The sequence below is a fragment of the Arcobacter lacus genome, from assembly GCF_003063295.1.
GTDB classification, from domain to species: Bacteria; Campylobacterota; Campylobacteria; order Campylobacterales; family Arcobacteraceae; genus Aliarcobacter; species Aliarcobacter lacus.
This window is the reverse complement of record NZ_MUXF01000001.1, coordinates 353055-368416: the sequence shown is the minus strand read 5'-3', so window position 1 is coordinate 368416 and position 15362 is coordinate 353055. Positions and strand designations below refer to the sequence as shown.

12 protein-coding genes are annotated in these 15362 nt (G+C 26.5%); 4 read left to right on the top strand and 8 right to left on the bottom strand.

Features of this window, described 5'->3' with window-relative positions; translation table 11 throughout:
• Position 1 precedes the first annotated feature (1 nt).
• Both B0175_RS01895 and B0175_RS01890 read right to left on the bottom strand, forming a co-directional pair.
• The gene (locus tag B0175_RS01895) at positions 2–991 is read right to left on the bottom strand and encodes a class I SAM-dependent methyltransferase (RefSeq protein ID WP_108527030.1); all 990 of its coding nucleotides are present in this window, start codon (positions 989–991) and stop codon (positions 2–4) included.
• A gap of 9 nt (positions 992–1000) precedes the next feature.
• Positions 1001–2998, bottom strand: a complete 1998-nt coding sequence (locus B0175_RS01890; RefSeq protein ID WP_108527029.1) for a TonB-dependent receptor — start codon at positions 2996–2998, stop codon at positions 1001–1003.
• A gap of 113 nt (positions 2999–3111) precedes the next feature.
• Here B0175_RS01890 and B0175_RS01885 point away from each other — a divergent pair, with 113 nt between their 5' ends.
• Positions 3112–4038: a helix-turn-helix domain-containing protein gene (locus tag B0175_RS01885; protein WP_108527028.1), complete on the top strand. Its 927-nt coding sequence runs from the start codon at positions 3112–3114 to the stop codon at positions 4036–4038.
• Here B0175_RS01885 and B0175_RS01880 read toward each other — a convergent pair.
• Positions 4027–4566: a manganese efflux pump MntP gene (locus B0175_RS01880; protein ID WP_108527027.1), complete on the bottom strand. Its 540-nt coding sequence runs from the start codon at positions 4564–4566 to the stop codon at positions 4027–4029. The two genes, B0175_RS01885 and B0175_RS01880, sit on opposite strands and share 12 nt — an antisense overlap.
• An 83-nt stretch (positions 4567–4649) precedes the next feature.
• Positions 4650–6677, bottom strand: a complete 2028-nt coding sequence (locus B0175_RS01875) for a TonB-dependent receptor domain-containing protein (protein ID WP_108527026.1) — start codon at positions 6675–6677, stop codon at positions 4650–4652.
• 168 nt (positions 6678–6845) lie between these two features.
• On the opposite strand from B0175_RS01875, the gene B0175_RS01870 reads away from it, so the two are divergent.
• Genes B0175_RS01870 through serS form a run of 3 tightly spaced genes read left to right on the top strand, consistent with a single transcriptional unit; the run spans position 6846 to position 9416 of the window.
• Positions 6846–7145 (top strand): metal/formaldehyde-sensitive transcriptional repressor, encoded by a 300-nt coding sequence (locus B0175_RS01870; RefSeq protein WP_004510401.1) that lies wholly within the window; start codon positions 6846–6848, stop codon positions 7143–7145.
• A gap of 11 nt (positions 7146–7156) precedes the next feature.
• A complete protein-coding gene (locus B0175_RS01865; RefSeq protein ID WP_108527025.1) occupies positions 7157–8134 on the top strand; it encodes a cation diffusion facilitator family transporter in 978 nt (325 codons plus the stop codon).
• A gap of 43 nt (positions 8135–8177) precedes the next feature.
• A complete protein-coding gene (gene serS / locus B0175_RS01860; RefSeq protein ID WP_108527024.1) occupies positions 8178–9416 on the top strand; it encodes a serine--tRNA ligase in 1239 nt (412 codons plus the stop codon).
• A gap of 269 nt (positions 9417–9685) precedes the next feature.
• On the opposite strand, the gene ccsA is transcribed toward serS, so the two are convergent.
• The 4 genes from ccsA to B0175_RS01840 all read right to left on the bottom strand — a co-directional run bounded on the left by ccsA (position 9686) and on the right by B0175_RS01840 (position 15357).
• Complete coding sequence (gene ccsA, locus B0175_RS01855) at positions 9686–12799, bottom strand: cytochrome c biogenesis protein (protein WP_108527023.1); 3114 nt, start codon at positions 12797–12799, stop codon at positions 9686–9688.
• A 49-nt stretch (positions 12800–12848) separates the two neighbouring features.
• Positions 12849–14339: an ammonia-forming cytochrome c nitrite reductase gene (gene nrfA, locus B0175_RS01850; RefSeq protein ID WP_108527022.1), complete on the bottom strand. Its 1491-nt coding sequence runs from the start codon at positions 14337–14339 to the stop codon at positions 12849–12851.
• Positions 14340–14352: 13 nt separating this feature from the next.
• A complete protein-coding gene (gene nrfH / locus B0175_RS01845; RefSeq protein WP_108527021.1) occupies positions 14353–14886 on the bottom strand; it encodes a cytochrome c nitrite reductase small subunit in 534 nt (177 codons plus the stop codon).
• A gap of 84 nt (positions 14887–14970) precedes the next feature.
• Positions 14971–15357 (bottom strand): hypothetical protein, encoded by a 387-nt coding sequence (locus B0175_RS01840; RefSeq protein WP_108527020.1) that lies wholly within the window; start codon positions 15355–15357, stop codon positions 14971–14973.
• Positions 15358–15362 lie beyond the last annotated feature (5 nt).

Here is a 15362-nt window from a genome sequence, read left to right as displayed (position 1 = left end):
TTTACTTCTTACAAATATGGATTTGACTCGGTGTCATAGGTGTTTTATATGTTGTGTATGAATTTATTGATTTAAATCCAACTTCTTCAAATATATCAGATAATTCCATAGGTTTTAAGATATTTTTACCTTGTAAATTTAAAGATAAAAAGTAAAAAAAACTATTTTCATCAAGACTATTTTTTGTATCGATTTCAACATGACAACTTACTAATATACCGTTTGGATTTAAAGCATCATAAATTTTTTTTATTACCTCTTTTTTATTTTTAAAGAAATAGAAAATATTACTACACCAAATTAAATCATAATTTTTTCCAATGTCATTTTTTTCAATATCTCCACTTAAAACAAAAACTCTATTTTGTAAGTTATACTCATTTATATGTTCTTTTGTTATGTTTGTAACCTCTTCATAATCAAATAAAGTTGTTTTTATATTTGGATGATTTTTTGTAATTTCTAAACCAATAACTCCAGAAGCACAACCAAGATCTAACATGTTATTTAAGCTAGAAAACTCTTTTAAATTTTTTATAATATCAACTGCCATTGGAGCGATTAGATTTTTTTGTTCTTGTTTTAAAAACTTTTTTGAAGCATTTGCCCAAAGTTTTGCAGTTTTCATATCTTCTAACTCTTTTTTTTCTTCAAATATTGATTTCATCATTTTTTTACCATTTTCAGCTAGCTGTTTTCTATGTAAAAAAACATCACCACAATATGAAGAAGTTCCATAAATAAACGATTCTTTAGCAAATTTTGTATTGAGATATTTATCTTGATTTATGTCCAAAAGTTCCATAAAAACTAAACTATCCAATAATATTTTTGTTTTATGTTCATTTATGTTTATTTTTGAAGAGATTATAAAAATCGTATTTATATTCTCTTCTATTAATTTAAAGATTTTTAACTCTAAAGCTAGTTCTAAAATCTCGGTTTTTTGTTGAGCTAACAGTAGTGATAAATAGTTGTTTATATTTTGCATTTTTAACCTCTAAAATCTATATGCTAATTTGATACCAAACTCTCGTTCTTCTCTTACAAGAGTTGTTGTTCCACTAAAATATGCACCAATTGCATCATAATTTTTATCAAATAAATTATCTACATAAAAATATATATCAAAATCATCTGCTTCATAACCAATTTTTGTATCAACTAAACTATAAGCTTTTTGTGAGTTTGTATTTGTTTTGTCAAAATATGTTTTTCCATATCCATTAAAATCGGCTCTTGCATATAAACCATTATTTGCTCTGTATAAAGATCCAATATTGAAGTTATATTTAGGAGCAAGTGGATTATAATTTCCACTATAATCACCAGCTAAATCTTCAAATTTATCAAATGTAGTTTGATTTACTCCTACACTTGCAAACATAGTTAATTCATCACTAATTACTCCTTCCAACTCCATTTCAAAACCTTTTGAAGTTGCAGTTGCAGCATTTACCATATAAATTGTTCCTGCTATTGGAGCTTCTTCCACTTGCATATCTTTTATATCCATATAGTAGATATTTGTGTTAAATTTTAAACGATTATCAAAAAACATTCCTTTATATCCAAGTTCATAAGAAATTAGTTTTTCTTCATCGTAAGCTTGTTTATTTGAGGGAGCATAAGGATTAAATCCACCACTTCTATAACCTTTAGCTATTGTGAAATAGCTCATTTGATTTTCATTTATATTGTATTGGATTCCAATTTTTGGAGAAATGCTGTTATAACTATTTTCTAAATCAATAGTTGTGTTTTTAACTTGTATCTCTTTTTTTTCTTTGTCATATCTAATTCCTGCATTTAAAGTCCAATCTTCATTTAATGGATGAATAATATTTGTAAAAACTCCTATACTTTTTGAGTTCATATCTTGTGGATTTGCAAATCCTGTTGGATTTAATGGAGTTACTATTTTAGTATGTAAATCATCATCTTTTTTATCTAAATAAATTCCAGACAAAATTTGAGTTTTATTTAAAATAGTTTCATATCTAAACTCTTGAGAGATTGTATTTAATTCATTGTTTTTGTAAATATGTCTTAAAGTTAAAGGACTAAAATCTGCATCAGCAACAGCTTTATCTTTATACTCTTTTTTCGTAGTTATTGATTTTATTTTAGAGTTTTCATCGATATTATAATTTACATTTAAAGCAAAAGTTGTATCTTTGGGAGTAGAGCTTCCTTTTAAATTTGAATTAACTTCGTTTTTATTGTTTGTTGAACTCACCCAATTATGGTCACCATTGTCTTCTTTATGTATTGAAGATATTAGTGATACATCTAAATTATCTGTTGGAGTGGCTCTTAAAATGAGTTTTCCATAATCACTTTTTTTGTCATTTACATATTCATTTGTAAGATTGTTTTTTATAAAACCATCTTTTTCTTGATGTTTATAAGCTACTCCTACATAAAATTTATCTTTTATTATTGGACCACTTACATTTAATCCAATATCTTTTCTTCCTTCATTACCTATTGTTGAGAAGATTTTTCCTTTTGTTTCATTATTTGGTTGTTTTGTTATGATATTTATAACTCCTGCTTCGCTATTTTTACCATATAAAGTTCCTTGTGGTCCTCTTAAAACTTCTATTCTTTCAATATCTCCTAACGAATCATCAAAACCAAAAGCACTAGTAGTAGGAACTCCATCAACATACAGCCCAACAGGAGTTGAATAAGATAAAACATTTCCACTTATTCCTCTAATAGAAGGAACTATTAAGCCTTCTTGTCCAGTATTATAAAGCATCAAGTTGGGAGTATATTTTGCAATATCTTCCAAACTATCAATAGATTTATCTTCTATTGACATTTCATCAAAAACAGAGACAGAAATAGGCACTTTTTGTACATTTTCTTCTTGTTTTTGAGCTGTTACAGTGATTGCTTCTAAAGTTGTAGTTTCTTCTTTTGCTATTAGGTTATTTGTCAATAATATAAAAGCTAAAAAAGAGAGATTAATAGTTTTTGATTTAAACATAAGATATATCTCCTTTAATATAAAATTTATTTGCTCTAGTATATACTTCAAAAAAGTGATAGTCAATATCAAAAATATTCTAAAAGGTTTTATTTCTATTCGAAAAGGTAAAAATGACTAAATTTTATTTAAAAGATTTGATTAGTTCAAATTATAATTGTGAAAAAAACATCATAAAAAATAGTTTTCCTTTTGAAATAGGAACTGATTATATGGAAAAAATACATATACAAGAGGGGCTTTTATTTTTAAAAACAAACTATAATATAGAAAAACCTATCTTTTTAGAAGCAAAACAAGAAGAGAGAAAATTTGTAATTACTATATCACTCAAAGGAAATACAACTTATATAAATAGTGATAAAAAAGTTTTACCTTTTAAAGAGGGATTTACAACAATATCATTGTTTGAAAATACACAAGGTTTTAGAGAGTTTAAAGATAAACAGATAAATCAAGTTAGATTTATTTTAAATGAAAGTTTTTTAAGAAGAAATTTTCAGAAAAGTTTAGTTGAAAAATATTTTTTTAAGAAACAAAACTTACAACTATTAGATTTTAATTTGACTTCTATTCAATCTCAATTTTTATTAAATGATATATTAAATTGCAGTCTTGTTGGTGAGTTAGCTAACATATACAAACAAGGTAAAATTTTTGAGTTATTATCTTTAGAAATTTCAAAGTTACAGAATAATGAAGATATTATAACTTTAAATGATTATGATAAAAGGGCAATTTTAAAAGCAAAAGAGATATTATTGGATAATATACAAAATCCACCATCGATTGTTGGCTTAGCAAAAATGGTTCATTTAAGTGAGGTAAAATTGAAAAGAGGTTTTAAACAAATGTATAAAACTTCTCCTTATCAACTTTTAGTATCTCATAAAATGAACCTTGCAAAAAATATGCTTCAAAGCGGTGAATACAACATCAATGAAATAGCTTTGCAAGTTGGTTATAAGTTTGCAAATAATTTCACTAATGCTTTTTATAAAGAGTTTAAAATACGACCTAAAGATATTTTAAAAAAGTAAAATTTTAAGACCTATTAATATTAAAACAACTCCACCTAAAATTTCAGCTTTTGTTTCATATTTTTCACCGCCACGGCTTCCGACATAAACCCCAATATAGCTAATAATAAATGTTGTAAACCCAATAACAAATAGTGATAAATAAATATTTAGATTAAATAAGTGAAGACTATATCCAGCAGCCATAGCATCAAGACTTGTTGCAATTGCTAAAGTTAATAAAATTTTATTTGTGATTTGACTTATCTCTTCTTCTACATTTTCATTAAATGCTTCATAAATCATCTTTCCACCAATAGCAAGAAGTAAGACAAATGCTACGATTTTATCGTATCCTTGAATATACTCTCTTAATCCAATTCCACCTAAAAAGCCTAAAAATGGCATAAGTGCTTGAAAAATACCAAAAAACAAACCAGCTTTTAAAGCAAGTGTTTTTAAACAGGCTTTATTTTTTATTCCAAGCCCAATAGAAACGGCAAATGCATCCATAGATAGAGCAAATGCCAAAATTAAAACTTCTAACATAAAATTCCTCTTTTTTTATATAAAAGCGAAATTATAACCAAAATAGCAAAAATTAAACTTGCAAAGACAAATGGAACTTTACTTTAAAACTCATATTTTAAAGCAAATCTATAATCTCTTCCCATTTCATATCTATAAACATCAGCTTGGTTTTTTGTAGATATTGTTGTAGCTTTTGCATATTGTTTATCTGTTAAGTTATTAACTGCTAAAAATAAAGTCCAATCAGAATTTAGTTTATATTTCATATTTATATCGTGAGTTGTATATCCTGCTCTTCTTATTTCATTGTTATTACTATCTAGGACATCAGTTCCAGATACAGCATTTAAAGTATAATCCATAGCTAAATCTTTTGTGATTTCAATACCATTATTCCAAATAAATTTTTTACTATCATATCCACCAACTCTTCTTATATTTTGATCTTCATTTATATCTACAACACCACCAGTATCACTATTTATATTATTTGTATCAATTTGTGTATATCCTAAAGTTGTTGAAAAAATATCGTAACTATATGAAACTTTTAATTCAAAACCTTTTGATTCAAAATCATCTGAACGATTATAGATATCTTGTAAAGTTCTTCCTCCTTCTCCACTTCCACAAATTCCATTTACACAATTAGTGTCTTTTGATACTATTAAATCTTCTATTGTTGTTTTAAAAATATTCGCATTAAAAGTTATGTAATCATTATCTAAAAATGTATCTCTTTTTTCATATTTATATCCTGTTTCATATCTTGTAGATTTTTCTGCTTCTAAATCTTTTGAATAAGTCGAACCTATTTTAGTATTTAGAGTCCAAGTGAAAGGAATAAGTCCTGTCATTCTACTTGCTTTTCCATAGTTTGCGTATATTAAAGAATTAGGAGTTATTGAATAATCAACTCCTACATTTGGAGAAAATGTATCATCACTTGCTTTTCCTAAACCAGTTTCAAAATCATATTTATCAAATCTTAAACCATAATCTATACCTAAAGAGCCAATTTCAGTTCTATTTTGTACAAATAGTGACTTTGTTGATGTATCTAAATCTGAATATTGAGTGATATTTTTATCTAAATTATGAGGAACAAGTGGACCTTCACCATTTTCCTTTTGAAGTTGAGCTCCTATTGATACTCTATTAGAAGTTGAAGAAATATCAAAATCAAAATGATTTTGTACTTTTAGTCCAATATTCTGATTTTCATATTTTTGATTTTCATCTTCTCTTTCTAAACTTATATCTGTTAAATTTAAATCTGTATCTAAATTTATTAAATTACTAGGATTATAGTTGTGTTGTAAAGCATAGTTTGTAGTAGAAGAAACAATTTTTTCAAGTTCTGATGGCAAAGGTCTATATTCTGTTCCCCTCCATCTTGTATCTCCACTGTTTTCATTATGATTGATAGTTAATCTTAAATCATGATCATTTGCATTTAACATACTTATTTTAAATAAATAATCTCTATCATGATAGGCTGTTGCTATCTCTTCATTATTATTTCCATCTTTATAATTATCGCTATTTACTCCACTTATACTTGCATAGGCTCCTATATTATCATTAAAAACTTGATAAGCTGTTGCACTACCAAGTTTTTGATTGGCATTTGTATTGTATCCCGTTTTAAAAATAGCTCCATAATTTTTATTTCCTTTTACAAAATCTTGGGCATCTTTTGTAGTCATTTCTATACTTCCACCTAAAGCAGAATTTTTAGTTGCATCAGGTGATGTTTTTATATTTACAACTTTTAATAAATCAGTATTAATTCCTAATTCATTACTTCGATGTTGAAACATATTTTTACCTTGTTTTGCTCCATCAAGAGAAATATCTAAATTTGAACTTTCAATTCCTCTTAAATATATTCTTTGTACATTTATAGCTCCTCCACCAATCTCAATTGATGAATTATTTTTAAAAATTTCTTTAAAAGAGTTTGCTTGCTCTTGTTCTGTTTTTTCTAAATCAATATTCATAGAATTTGTTTTTATCTCTTTTTTTTCTTTTATTTCTATTTCATCAAGAACTGTTGTTTGTGCAAATAAAATGTAAGGGATAAGAAGAGGAGATAGTTTTATGAGTTTAGTATGATTAGATTTCATTATTTTCCTTTTATAATATAAATTAATGCAACTAAGTTGCAATGAAATTATATATTTTGCAACTTAGTTGCATCTTAAAGTAATTGAGAATGGATATTAAATAAAAATTTAAGTTTTAAAGTTATACTATACCCCTTATGGTATATAAAATAAAAAAAAGGAACTAATGTGGCATATTGTTGTGATGTAGAAAGAAAAAAATTACAAAATAGAATAAGCAGAATTCATGGACAAATACACTCTTTAAAAAATAAATTTGATGATGAAAAATTTAAATTAGAAGAGGATCCTTATGAAACTATTAGACAATTAACAGCAATAAAAGGAGCTGTTACAGGAATGATTACTTCATATGTTGAACATTTTGCAAAAGGGCATATGATAGAAAATATTAAAAATGGAACTCAAGCAGATGCAGAAGCACAAATTGATAATTTACTTGAAATTATAAAAGTATATGGAAAATAAAAGGATATAAAATGGCAAATTGTGGATTTGGATTAAATGAACATAAACCTTTTTTAGATAAAGAAACAGAGCATAATCATCATGGGGAACACAATCATTCTCATGAGCATAGTTGCGGACATGATCATGGAGTAGCAGGACATACTCACGATCATAGAGGAACTGATAAAAAAGTTTTAAAATGGGCTTTAAGTATCACTTTAATAACTATGTTTTTAGAGTTTTTTTATGGATTTTTATCAAATTCGTTAGCTTTAGTTTCTGATGCAATTCATATGTTTACTCACTCTTTTGCTTTGATTATTTCACTATTCGCAATAATAATTGCAAGTAAAACAGCACCGATTTCTAAAACATTTGGTTATTATAGAGCTGAGGTATTAGCTGCATTTATAAATGGAATTACTATCGTATTATCAATTATTTGGATTATTTATGAAGCTATTGAAAGATTTTTAAATCCACAAGTTATTGATATAAAAACAGCAATGATAGTTGCAATTATCGGTCTTATTGTAAATATTATTACTGGTGTTATTTTAATGCAAGGAGATAAAGATAATATAAATTTAAAATCAGCATTTATTCATATGCTAACAGATGCTTTATCTTCAGTTGCAATTATTATAGGTTATATAGTTATCTATTTTACTTCATGGTATTTTATAGATATTATTTTAGCTGTTATTGTAGCTTTTGTGATTGCAAAATGGGCAATTGATATTTTGAAAAATTCAACAAATACTTTACTTGAAAGTTCTCCTATTGATGTAAAAGAAGTTCAAGAGTATATTGAAAAAAATGAAAAAGTTTTAGAAATACATGATGTACACATCTGGGAAATCACTCAAGATATGTATAATATGACAGCCCATGTGAAAATTGATAAAAAATATTTAGATGATTATGAAGAGATTTTACATAAAATAAATCACAATTTAAAAGAAAAATTTAAAATAGTTCATACAACTTTTCAGTTTGAATGGTAACTTTTTTAGATATAATTGCCCAAAAATTACATAAAGAGCGAATATGATAGATATAAAATTACTTCAAAAAGATTTTGATTATGTAGTAAAAGCTTTACAAAAAAAAGGCGTTGATAACGCACTTTTGAATAATTTAAAAGATTTAGCTTTAAAAACAAAACAAAAAAGACAAGAGATGGAAGATGTTACAGCCGAACAAAATCTTCTATCAAAAGAGTTTGGAAGATATAAAAAAGAAAATCTTGATATAAGTGAACTTCAAGAAAAAATCAATGCTTTAAAAACAAAAAAGCAAGAGTTAGAAGATGAAGTTAGAACTTTAGAAGATGATCTTAATTCTATTATTTTAAGTGTTCCAAATATGCCTGATGAAAATGTTCCTTTTGGAGTTGATGAAAATGAAAATGTGATTTTGGAAGTTATTGGTGAAAAACCAACTTTTAATTTTATACCAAAAGAGCACTGGGATTTATCTTGTGATTGGTTAGATTTTGAAAGAGGTGTAAAACTAGCAAAATCAAGATTTACAGCAATTAAAGGTGAAGGTGCTAGACTTGAGCGAGCTTTGATAAATTATATGCTTGATTTTAATAGACAAAGAGGATTTAATGAATGGTATGTTCCATTTATGGCAAACTCAAATACTCTTCAAGGAACTGGGCAACTTCCAAAATTTGCTGATGATTTATTTAAAATTGAAGGTGAAGATTTATATCTAATTCCAACTGCTGAAGTAAGTTTAACAAATCTTTATAATGATGAAATCATTGATAAAAGTGAGTTACCTCTTCTTCTTACATCATATACACCTTGTTTTAGAAAAGAAGCAGGAAGTGCAGGGCGAGATACAAGAGGACTTATAAGACAACATCAATTTGATAAAGTTGAAATGGTTGCTATTACTTCACAAGAACAGTCAGATGAAATTTTTGAAAAAATGGTAAATTGTGCAAGTGATTTATTAAGTTCTTTAGGACTTTGTCATCAAAAAGTTCAACTTTGTAGTGGAGATTTAGGATTTAGTGCAGCTGTTACTATTGACTTAGAAGTTTGGTTACCTGGACAAAATAAATTTAGAGAAATTTCTTCTATTTCAAATACAAGAGATTTTCAAGCTAGACGTGCAAAAATTAGATATAAAGAAGATAAAAAGAATATTTTAGCTCATACTTTAAATGGTTCAAGTTTAGCAGTTGGACGAACACTATTAGCTATTATGGAAAATTATCAAAATGAAGATGGAAGTGTAAAAATTCCAGAAGTGCTTAAAAAATATTTGTAAGAGTAAATTTTAAGAGATAAAAAAAGGGAAGTTTTAAAGCTTCCCTTTTTTTTTAAGTTTTATTAAAAGATTATAGAACATTTACGAGAATAAAACTTAAACTTAAATAGAACGACCTTTGAACAGAGTTTTACCCTAAAAAAAATTTGCTACAAATTTTTAACTAAGGAGAGATAAGTAAGAGTAAAACTCTTTGATCAATAAAATAATACTCTTTTGAAACTTAAAAAATGCTATTTTGTTGCTACGAAATAAAAAGATTTTTATTTTTATAAAACTTTTCTATTTTTAAATGAAAATAATATAATTAAAGCAATAATAACAATTACAATATATACAAAAGATGGAATTATTATAGGATCTCCAGCTGCATAAGAGTGTTTTCCACTTAAAAAATAATTTACTCCAAAATAGGTCATAATGATACTAAAATAGCTAATAACGGATAAAAGATTTAAAACATAATCATTGATAGCATCTTTTATATATTTTAAATGAATTATTATTACATAGATTATTATTGAAATAAGTGTCCAAGTCTCTTTTGGATCCCAAGCCCAATATCTTCCCCAAGATTCATTTGCCCAAATTCCACCTAAAAAATTACCAATTACTAAAAGTATGATACCTATTAAAATAGATATTTCATTTATTCGAGAGGCTTCTTTTATACTAAGTAATATTCTAAAAAATCTTTCATTTTCATTTTTTGCATTTGCAAAAATATATAAAATTAAAGAAAAAAATCCAAGAAGACAACTAAGTGCTAAAAATCCATAACTTGCAGTAATTACACTTACATGAATAGTTAACCAATATGATTTTAAAACAGGTGCTAAAGTTGTAATTTGAGGTTCTAACCAACTCAAATGGGCAACAAAAAGTGTAATTCCACTTAAAATGGCTGTACAACTAAGAGCTAAATGTGATTGTTTTGAAAAAATTATTCCAGATATAGCAATTGCCCATGAGATATAAATCATAGATTCATAACCATTTGTCCAAGGTGCATGTCCTGCAACATACCATCTTAAAGCTAATCCAAAAGTATGAAAAATGAAACCAAAAGTTAGAAGATAAAAAGTTAATTTTGTGATTTTTTTTACTTTTATATTTGGATTTATGATGTTTATAAAAACAATAAATAAAAGAATAACTCCTAAAATTAGATAAAAAGGCATTAATCTTTCAAAAATATCAAATTTATTTAAAAGAAGTTCTGCTTGAATCTTAATCTTACTTGGAATGATATTTGAAGCTAGATTATATTGATAAGATTTTATTTCATCAAGATAATTATTTGCCTTTTCCCAGTTATTTTCTAAAAGTGAAAAATAGTAGTTTTTAACCAAATTGTTTATTTGTAAAGATTGTTCATTTTCATAAGAATTCGCTTCAATTATATTTAACCATTTATTATTTAAATCATCTTTTAGAGGAAAAACTTTGAAAAAATCGCCATTAAATAGTGAATAAGATATATTTAAAGCTTCATCTATTTTTATTAGTTCTTTATCATAAGTTGTTCTGTTTGAAGCACTTTTATTATTGCTGATTTCAAGTTCATCTGCTAATTTATAACCACCATATTTGTCATAAACATCATCAAAAGAGAAATAAGATTTATCTATAGAAAGTCCTAAAAGTTTTTTAATATTTTCATCTTTAACTTTATAAATAGGAATTGTTCGCCAAATTTCAGGGTACATCATCATACTAATAAAAAATTGGTTTTCGTCTAAATTTCCAATTAAACTTTTTTTAGTTGTTTTGTTTAATATTTCTATTGCTAAAGAGTTAAGAGGTTTTATTCTTCCTTGGTAATCCTGAACTAAAAGTGAACCGAATTTTTGACTATGAGTTTTGTCTATATTATAAATTAGTTCTAAATCTTGAGTAAAACTTTTTTGTGGTAAAAAGATAAAAAAAGATAAGATAACTAAACACAAACTCTTTTTCAAATAATATGATTTTTTGATATCTTCTAAAGTATATCTTTTATGTATAAGTTTTGAGAATCTACTATTTTTTACAAATAAAGTAAGAATTAATCCTAAAAAAAGTAGAAAATATCCAATGTAAGTTGGGACTTTTCCTGGGTCTTTATTTACTGATAAAATAGTAGCACTTTCATCCATTTTATATGAAGATTGGAAAAATCTATATCCTTTGTAGTCTAAAACATTATTCATAAAGATAGTGTAATCAAAAGAGGTATTTTCTATTGGGTCGTAGATTTTTACAAAACTTGAATATGTTGAAGGTGAATTTGAACCAGGGTATCTTTGAAGTACAAAATCATTTAATAAAATTGAAAAAGGTAAAACTATCTCTTTTGCTCCCCATTGAAGTTCAATTTTTTTATCTTCTATAAATAGTGTTTGAGTAGCACCTAAAGATGAATCAGCTTTTTTATAAAGAGGAATTTGCGAAATTTTATTATCATATTTTAAATCAACAATAATAGCATTTACTTGTTCACTTTTATCGAACATTTTATCGCTATTTACAACTTCAAGTTTTCCATTCATTAAAGCTTCAAAAATTTTAAATTGAGTTTGTCCAATTTTATAAATTTTATTTTTTTCAATTTTTGTTTGTGTATTTGCATTTATAGTTTTTTCATTTTCTAAATCATTAGAATATAAAGTTGTTTGCAAATTTGAAGTCAAATAAAATTCATCATTTATAGTTTCAAAATTTATTGTTGGTTTAGTTTCATTTTTTATATTGTTATTAAGTGTAAAAGTTAAAAAATTAGAATCAAATTTCTCTTTATCTTGTAATAAAATATTTTTTGCTCCCATTGTTTCTGATAATAAAATATCCATTGAAATTTTTCCATTAGGATTTGGAACTAATTTTTCAATAGCATTATTTACATAATTATTATATTTTATAGATAAAGGTTTATTGTTTATTGTAGTTTCATATTCAAATTTTGTTTGATTTAAAGGAGTTATCATAACCTCTTTTTCATAATTTTTTTCGCTATCTTTATCCAAAATTTTTATTTGTATATATTCATTTGTAGAGTAAACTTTATTTTCCATACTTCCTTCAGGAATTGTCATAACAGCTTCATAACCTAGATATCTAGTCATTGATGAACCTATAAAAATAAAAATTATTGATATATGAATTAAGAAAGTAAAAAATTTATTTTTTTTATACATTTTAAAAATGATAATATTAACTGCTATTCCAACTGTTAAAATTAGCATAATAAATTCAAACCAAGTTTGTCCATATACAAATGATTTTGCACCAAGAACTCCAAAATCATTTTCAACAAATGTTGCAATTGCGCAAGCTAAAGCCATAAATATCAAAAATATAGTCATAATTTGCATGCTAAAGATATTTTTTAAAAAATTAATCATTTGTACTCTTTTTGAAAGAATTAAGAGAAGAAGTCTTCTCTTAATTTTATTAATATGAAGTTTTAGTTTCTACGCCTTCTCTACTTTTTGGATTGTAAAGCCCTTTTTGTTCTGCTTCATTTTTCCAATCTTTAAGTAAACCGTTTGTAAACTGTTTTTTCTCTTCAATTAGTTTTCCCATTGGTAAACCAATCAATTCTTGAGCTTGTTTTTTATCAATAATTGTAGGTGCTTTATAATCTGTTACACCATGTTTTGCTAAAACTTTAGCTAATTTGATTCTTGCATTTCCTGCTTTTTCAATAGCTGTTCCTAAAGTTTTTAAAGTCTCTTCTGGTGCATGGAAAAATGCTGCATGAGAAGCTGCTGCAAAATCCCATCTCCATTGAGCATGTCTAATATCAGTCAAAATATCTTTCATCTCTTCTGGTGTTGCTCCAACTTCCCAAGCTTTTCCAGCTTCTAAGTGAGCAGCCACAATTTGTTCCATTGCTTTTTGGTTAAGATCATCTTTTCTTGCTTTTTTATCTTGAATATTTGCTAATAGAGATTTTTCACTAACTCTGTGACAGTTCATACAAGTTTTATCCATATTTTCTAAAGGATTACCAATTTTATGATCCGTATATTTTATACCACCTTCTTGAGTATATGGCATGTGACAATCTGCACAAGAAACATTATTTCTTCCATGAGCTCCTGTTTTCCAAGTTTCATATTCTGGGTGTTGCGCTTTTATCATTGGAGTTTTAGAAACTTGATGTACCCAATCACTAAATTCAATTGTGTCATAATATTTTTCCATATCTTCAACTGTAGTTCCATTTGCCCAAGGTAAAGTTACTGCCATAGCTGTTTTACCATTTTCTAAAGGAGTTTTTTTGAAATAGTATTCAACGTGACATTGTGCACAAACTAATGTTCTCATATCTTGTTGCGTTGCTGTTGCTAAAGTAGGGCTTTTGCCTTCAGCTTTTAAAGCATCATTTAAATAACTTCTTCCAACTTGAAGTTCCATTGTTTCTGGATTGTGACAATCTACACAACCTATAGGATTTACTATATCAGCACCATATTTTGCCCATTTTCCTGTGAAATATTCATTGTTTCCTTGTTCGTGCATAATTCTTGGAACATCAGGCGATTTACATGTCCAGCAGGCACTTGGTAGAGGACCACTTTCTTTATCTGTTGGTGCACCTGTTCTTAAAGAATTACTTACATCGTCAATCGCATAAAAGTGACCTCTTGGTGCATTATAATCTTTTGAAAACGCATAACCTGCCCATAAAACAACCATTTCTGGATGTAGTTTTAACATATCATCTATTTGATCTGAGTTTTTTGTTTGTTTCCATGAATCAAATTCTCTTGGATAGAACTTTCTAAACTCTTCATTTTTTGTTTCCCATTTTTCCATTTTTGGAACAGCTAATAGACTCTCTTTTTCTTCTTTTTTCTCATTGATTGAAGCCAATAATACCGTCATTAATCCTATCGCAATTATAGAAATTGCAAATAAAAATTTATACTTTTTCATGATATTCCCCTTCTTACTTTAAGTGTTCTTTTATTCCCAAACTATATGGAGTTGAAATTAAACTTCTAACTTTTCCATGTGGTACATATTTGTGACATTCCCAACATTTTCGATCTTTATCGAAATTTCCCTTGTTGTGATAAGAACTCGCATTTTTTTGCACAGTTTCACTCACTCCAGCATGACATCTTACACAGTTTGCTTGTACACGTTCTGCTGCATTATCACTTATTCTAATGTTGTTTTTGTAAGTATTTAAAGTAAATGCAACTGAGTGATTCCATCCATCGATTGCTTTTGCAGTATACTTAGCGACTTCATCTCCCACTGGAAGGTGACAGTCTATACATTTTGCTACATTTTTATGTGAGCTATTATCCCAAGTTGTATAAGCTGAATGCATAACATGACAGTTAATACAGGCTTTAGGATCACTAGAAAGATATGATAACATTGAAGAAGTATACATTGTGTAAAAAAACAATCCAGTAGCAATAATAGCACTTAAAATTGCTCCATAGATAATTATTTTTTTGTTTTTTTCCACTGTATATCCTTATATTAAGAGACATAAAACATTATAAGTTAAATAGACTTAAAAAATGAATAATTATTCAGATAAAAATTTAAATTATTTTACAAAAACTTTTGAATCATAAAGTTTATTATTTACTTTTACTTCAAAATATCCTTTTGATACATTTTGATGTTTAAATGTTAACTCATATCCAAAGATTTTTTTAGTTAATTTGTTGTAAATTGGAATATAACTTTGATAAACTCCAATTGAATCACCAATTTTAACTTGAACATTTGTATTTTTATTGTAATTTCCTAAAATTACTATTTTAGTATAACAAGTTCCATTATAATCTTGAGTTGTAGTGGTTGTATGTTGTACATTTTCACCAGTTTCATTTTCATGAAAAATCCCAACAGCAAAAGCTTTTTGAATCTCTAAGTTTACTGCCCAAAGGGAAATTGTCAAAAACAATAAGAAAAAAAATAACTTATTCATAAAAT

Bases quoted from the DNA above. Each gene is read 5' to 3' on its own strand.
- B0175_RS01865 (WP_108527025.1), top strand. From the start codon at position 7,157: ATGGCAAATTGTGGATTTGGATTAAATGAACATAAACCTTTTTTAGAT.
- B0175_RS01895 (WP_108527030.1), bottom strand. From the start codon at position 991: ATGCAAAATATAAACAACTATTTATCACTACTGTTAGCTCAACAAAAA.
- ccsA (WP_108527023.1), bottom strand. From the start codon at position 12,799: ATGATTAATTTTTTAAAAAATATCTTTAGCATGCAAATTATGACTATA.
- serS (WP_108527024.1), top strand. From the start codon at position 8,178: ATGATAGATATAAAATTACTTCAAAAAGATTTTGATTATGTAGTAAAA.
- nrfA (WP_108527022.1), bottom strand. From the start codon at position 14,339: ATGAAAAAGTATAAATTTTTATTTGCAATTTCTATAATTGCGATAGGA.
- B0175_RS01890 (WP_108527029.1), bottom strand. From the start codon at position 2,998: ATGTTTAAATCAAAAACTATTAATCTCTCTTTTTTAGCTTTTATATTA.
- B0175_RS01875 (WP_108527026.1), bottom strand. From the start codon at position 6,677: ATGAAATCTAATCATACTAAACTCATAAAACTATCTCCTCTTCTTATC.
- B0175_RS01885 (WP_108527028.1), top strand. From the start codon at position 3,112: ATGACTAAATTTTATTTAAAAGATTTGATTAGTTCAAATTATAATTGT.
- B0175_RS01840 (WP_108527020.1), bottom strand. From the start codon at position 15,357: ATGAATAAGTTATTTTTTTTCTTATTGTTTTTGACAATTTCCCTTTGG.
- B0175_RS01880 (WP_108527027.1), bottom strand. From the start codon at position 4,566: ATGTTAGAAGTTTTAATTTTGGCATTTGCTCTATCTATGGATGCATTT.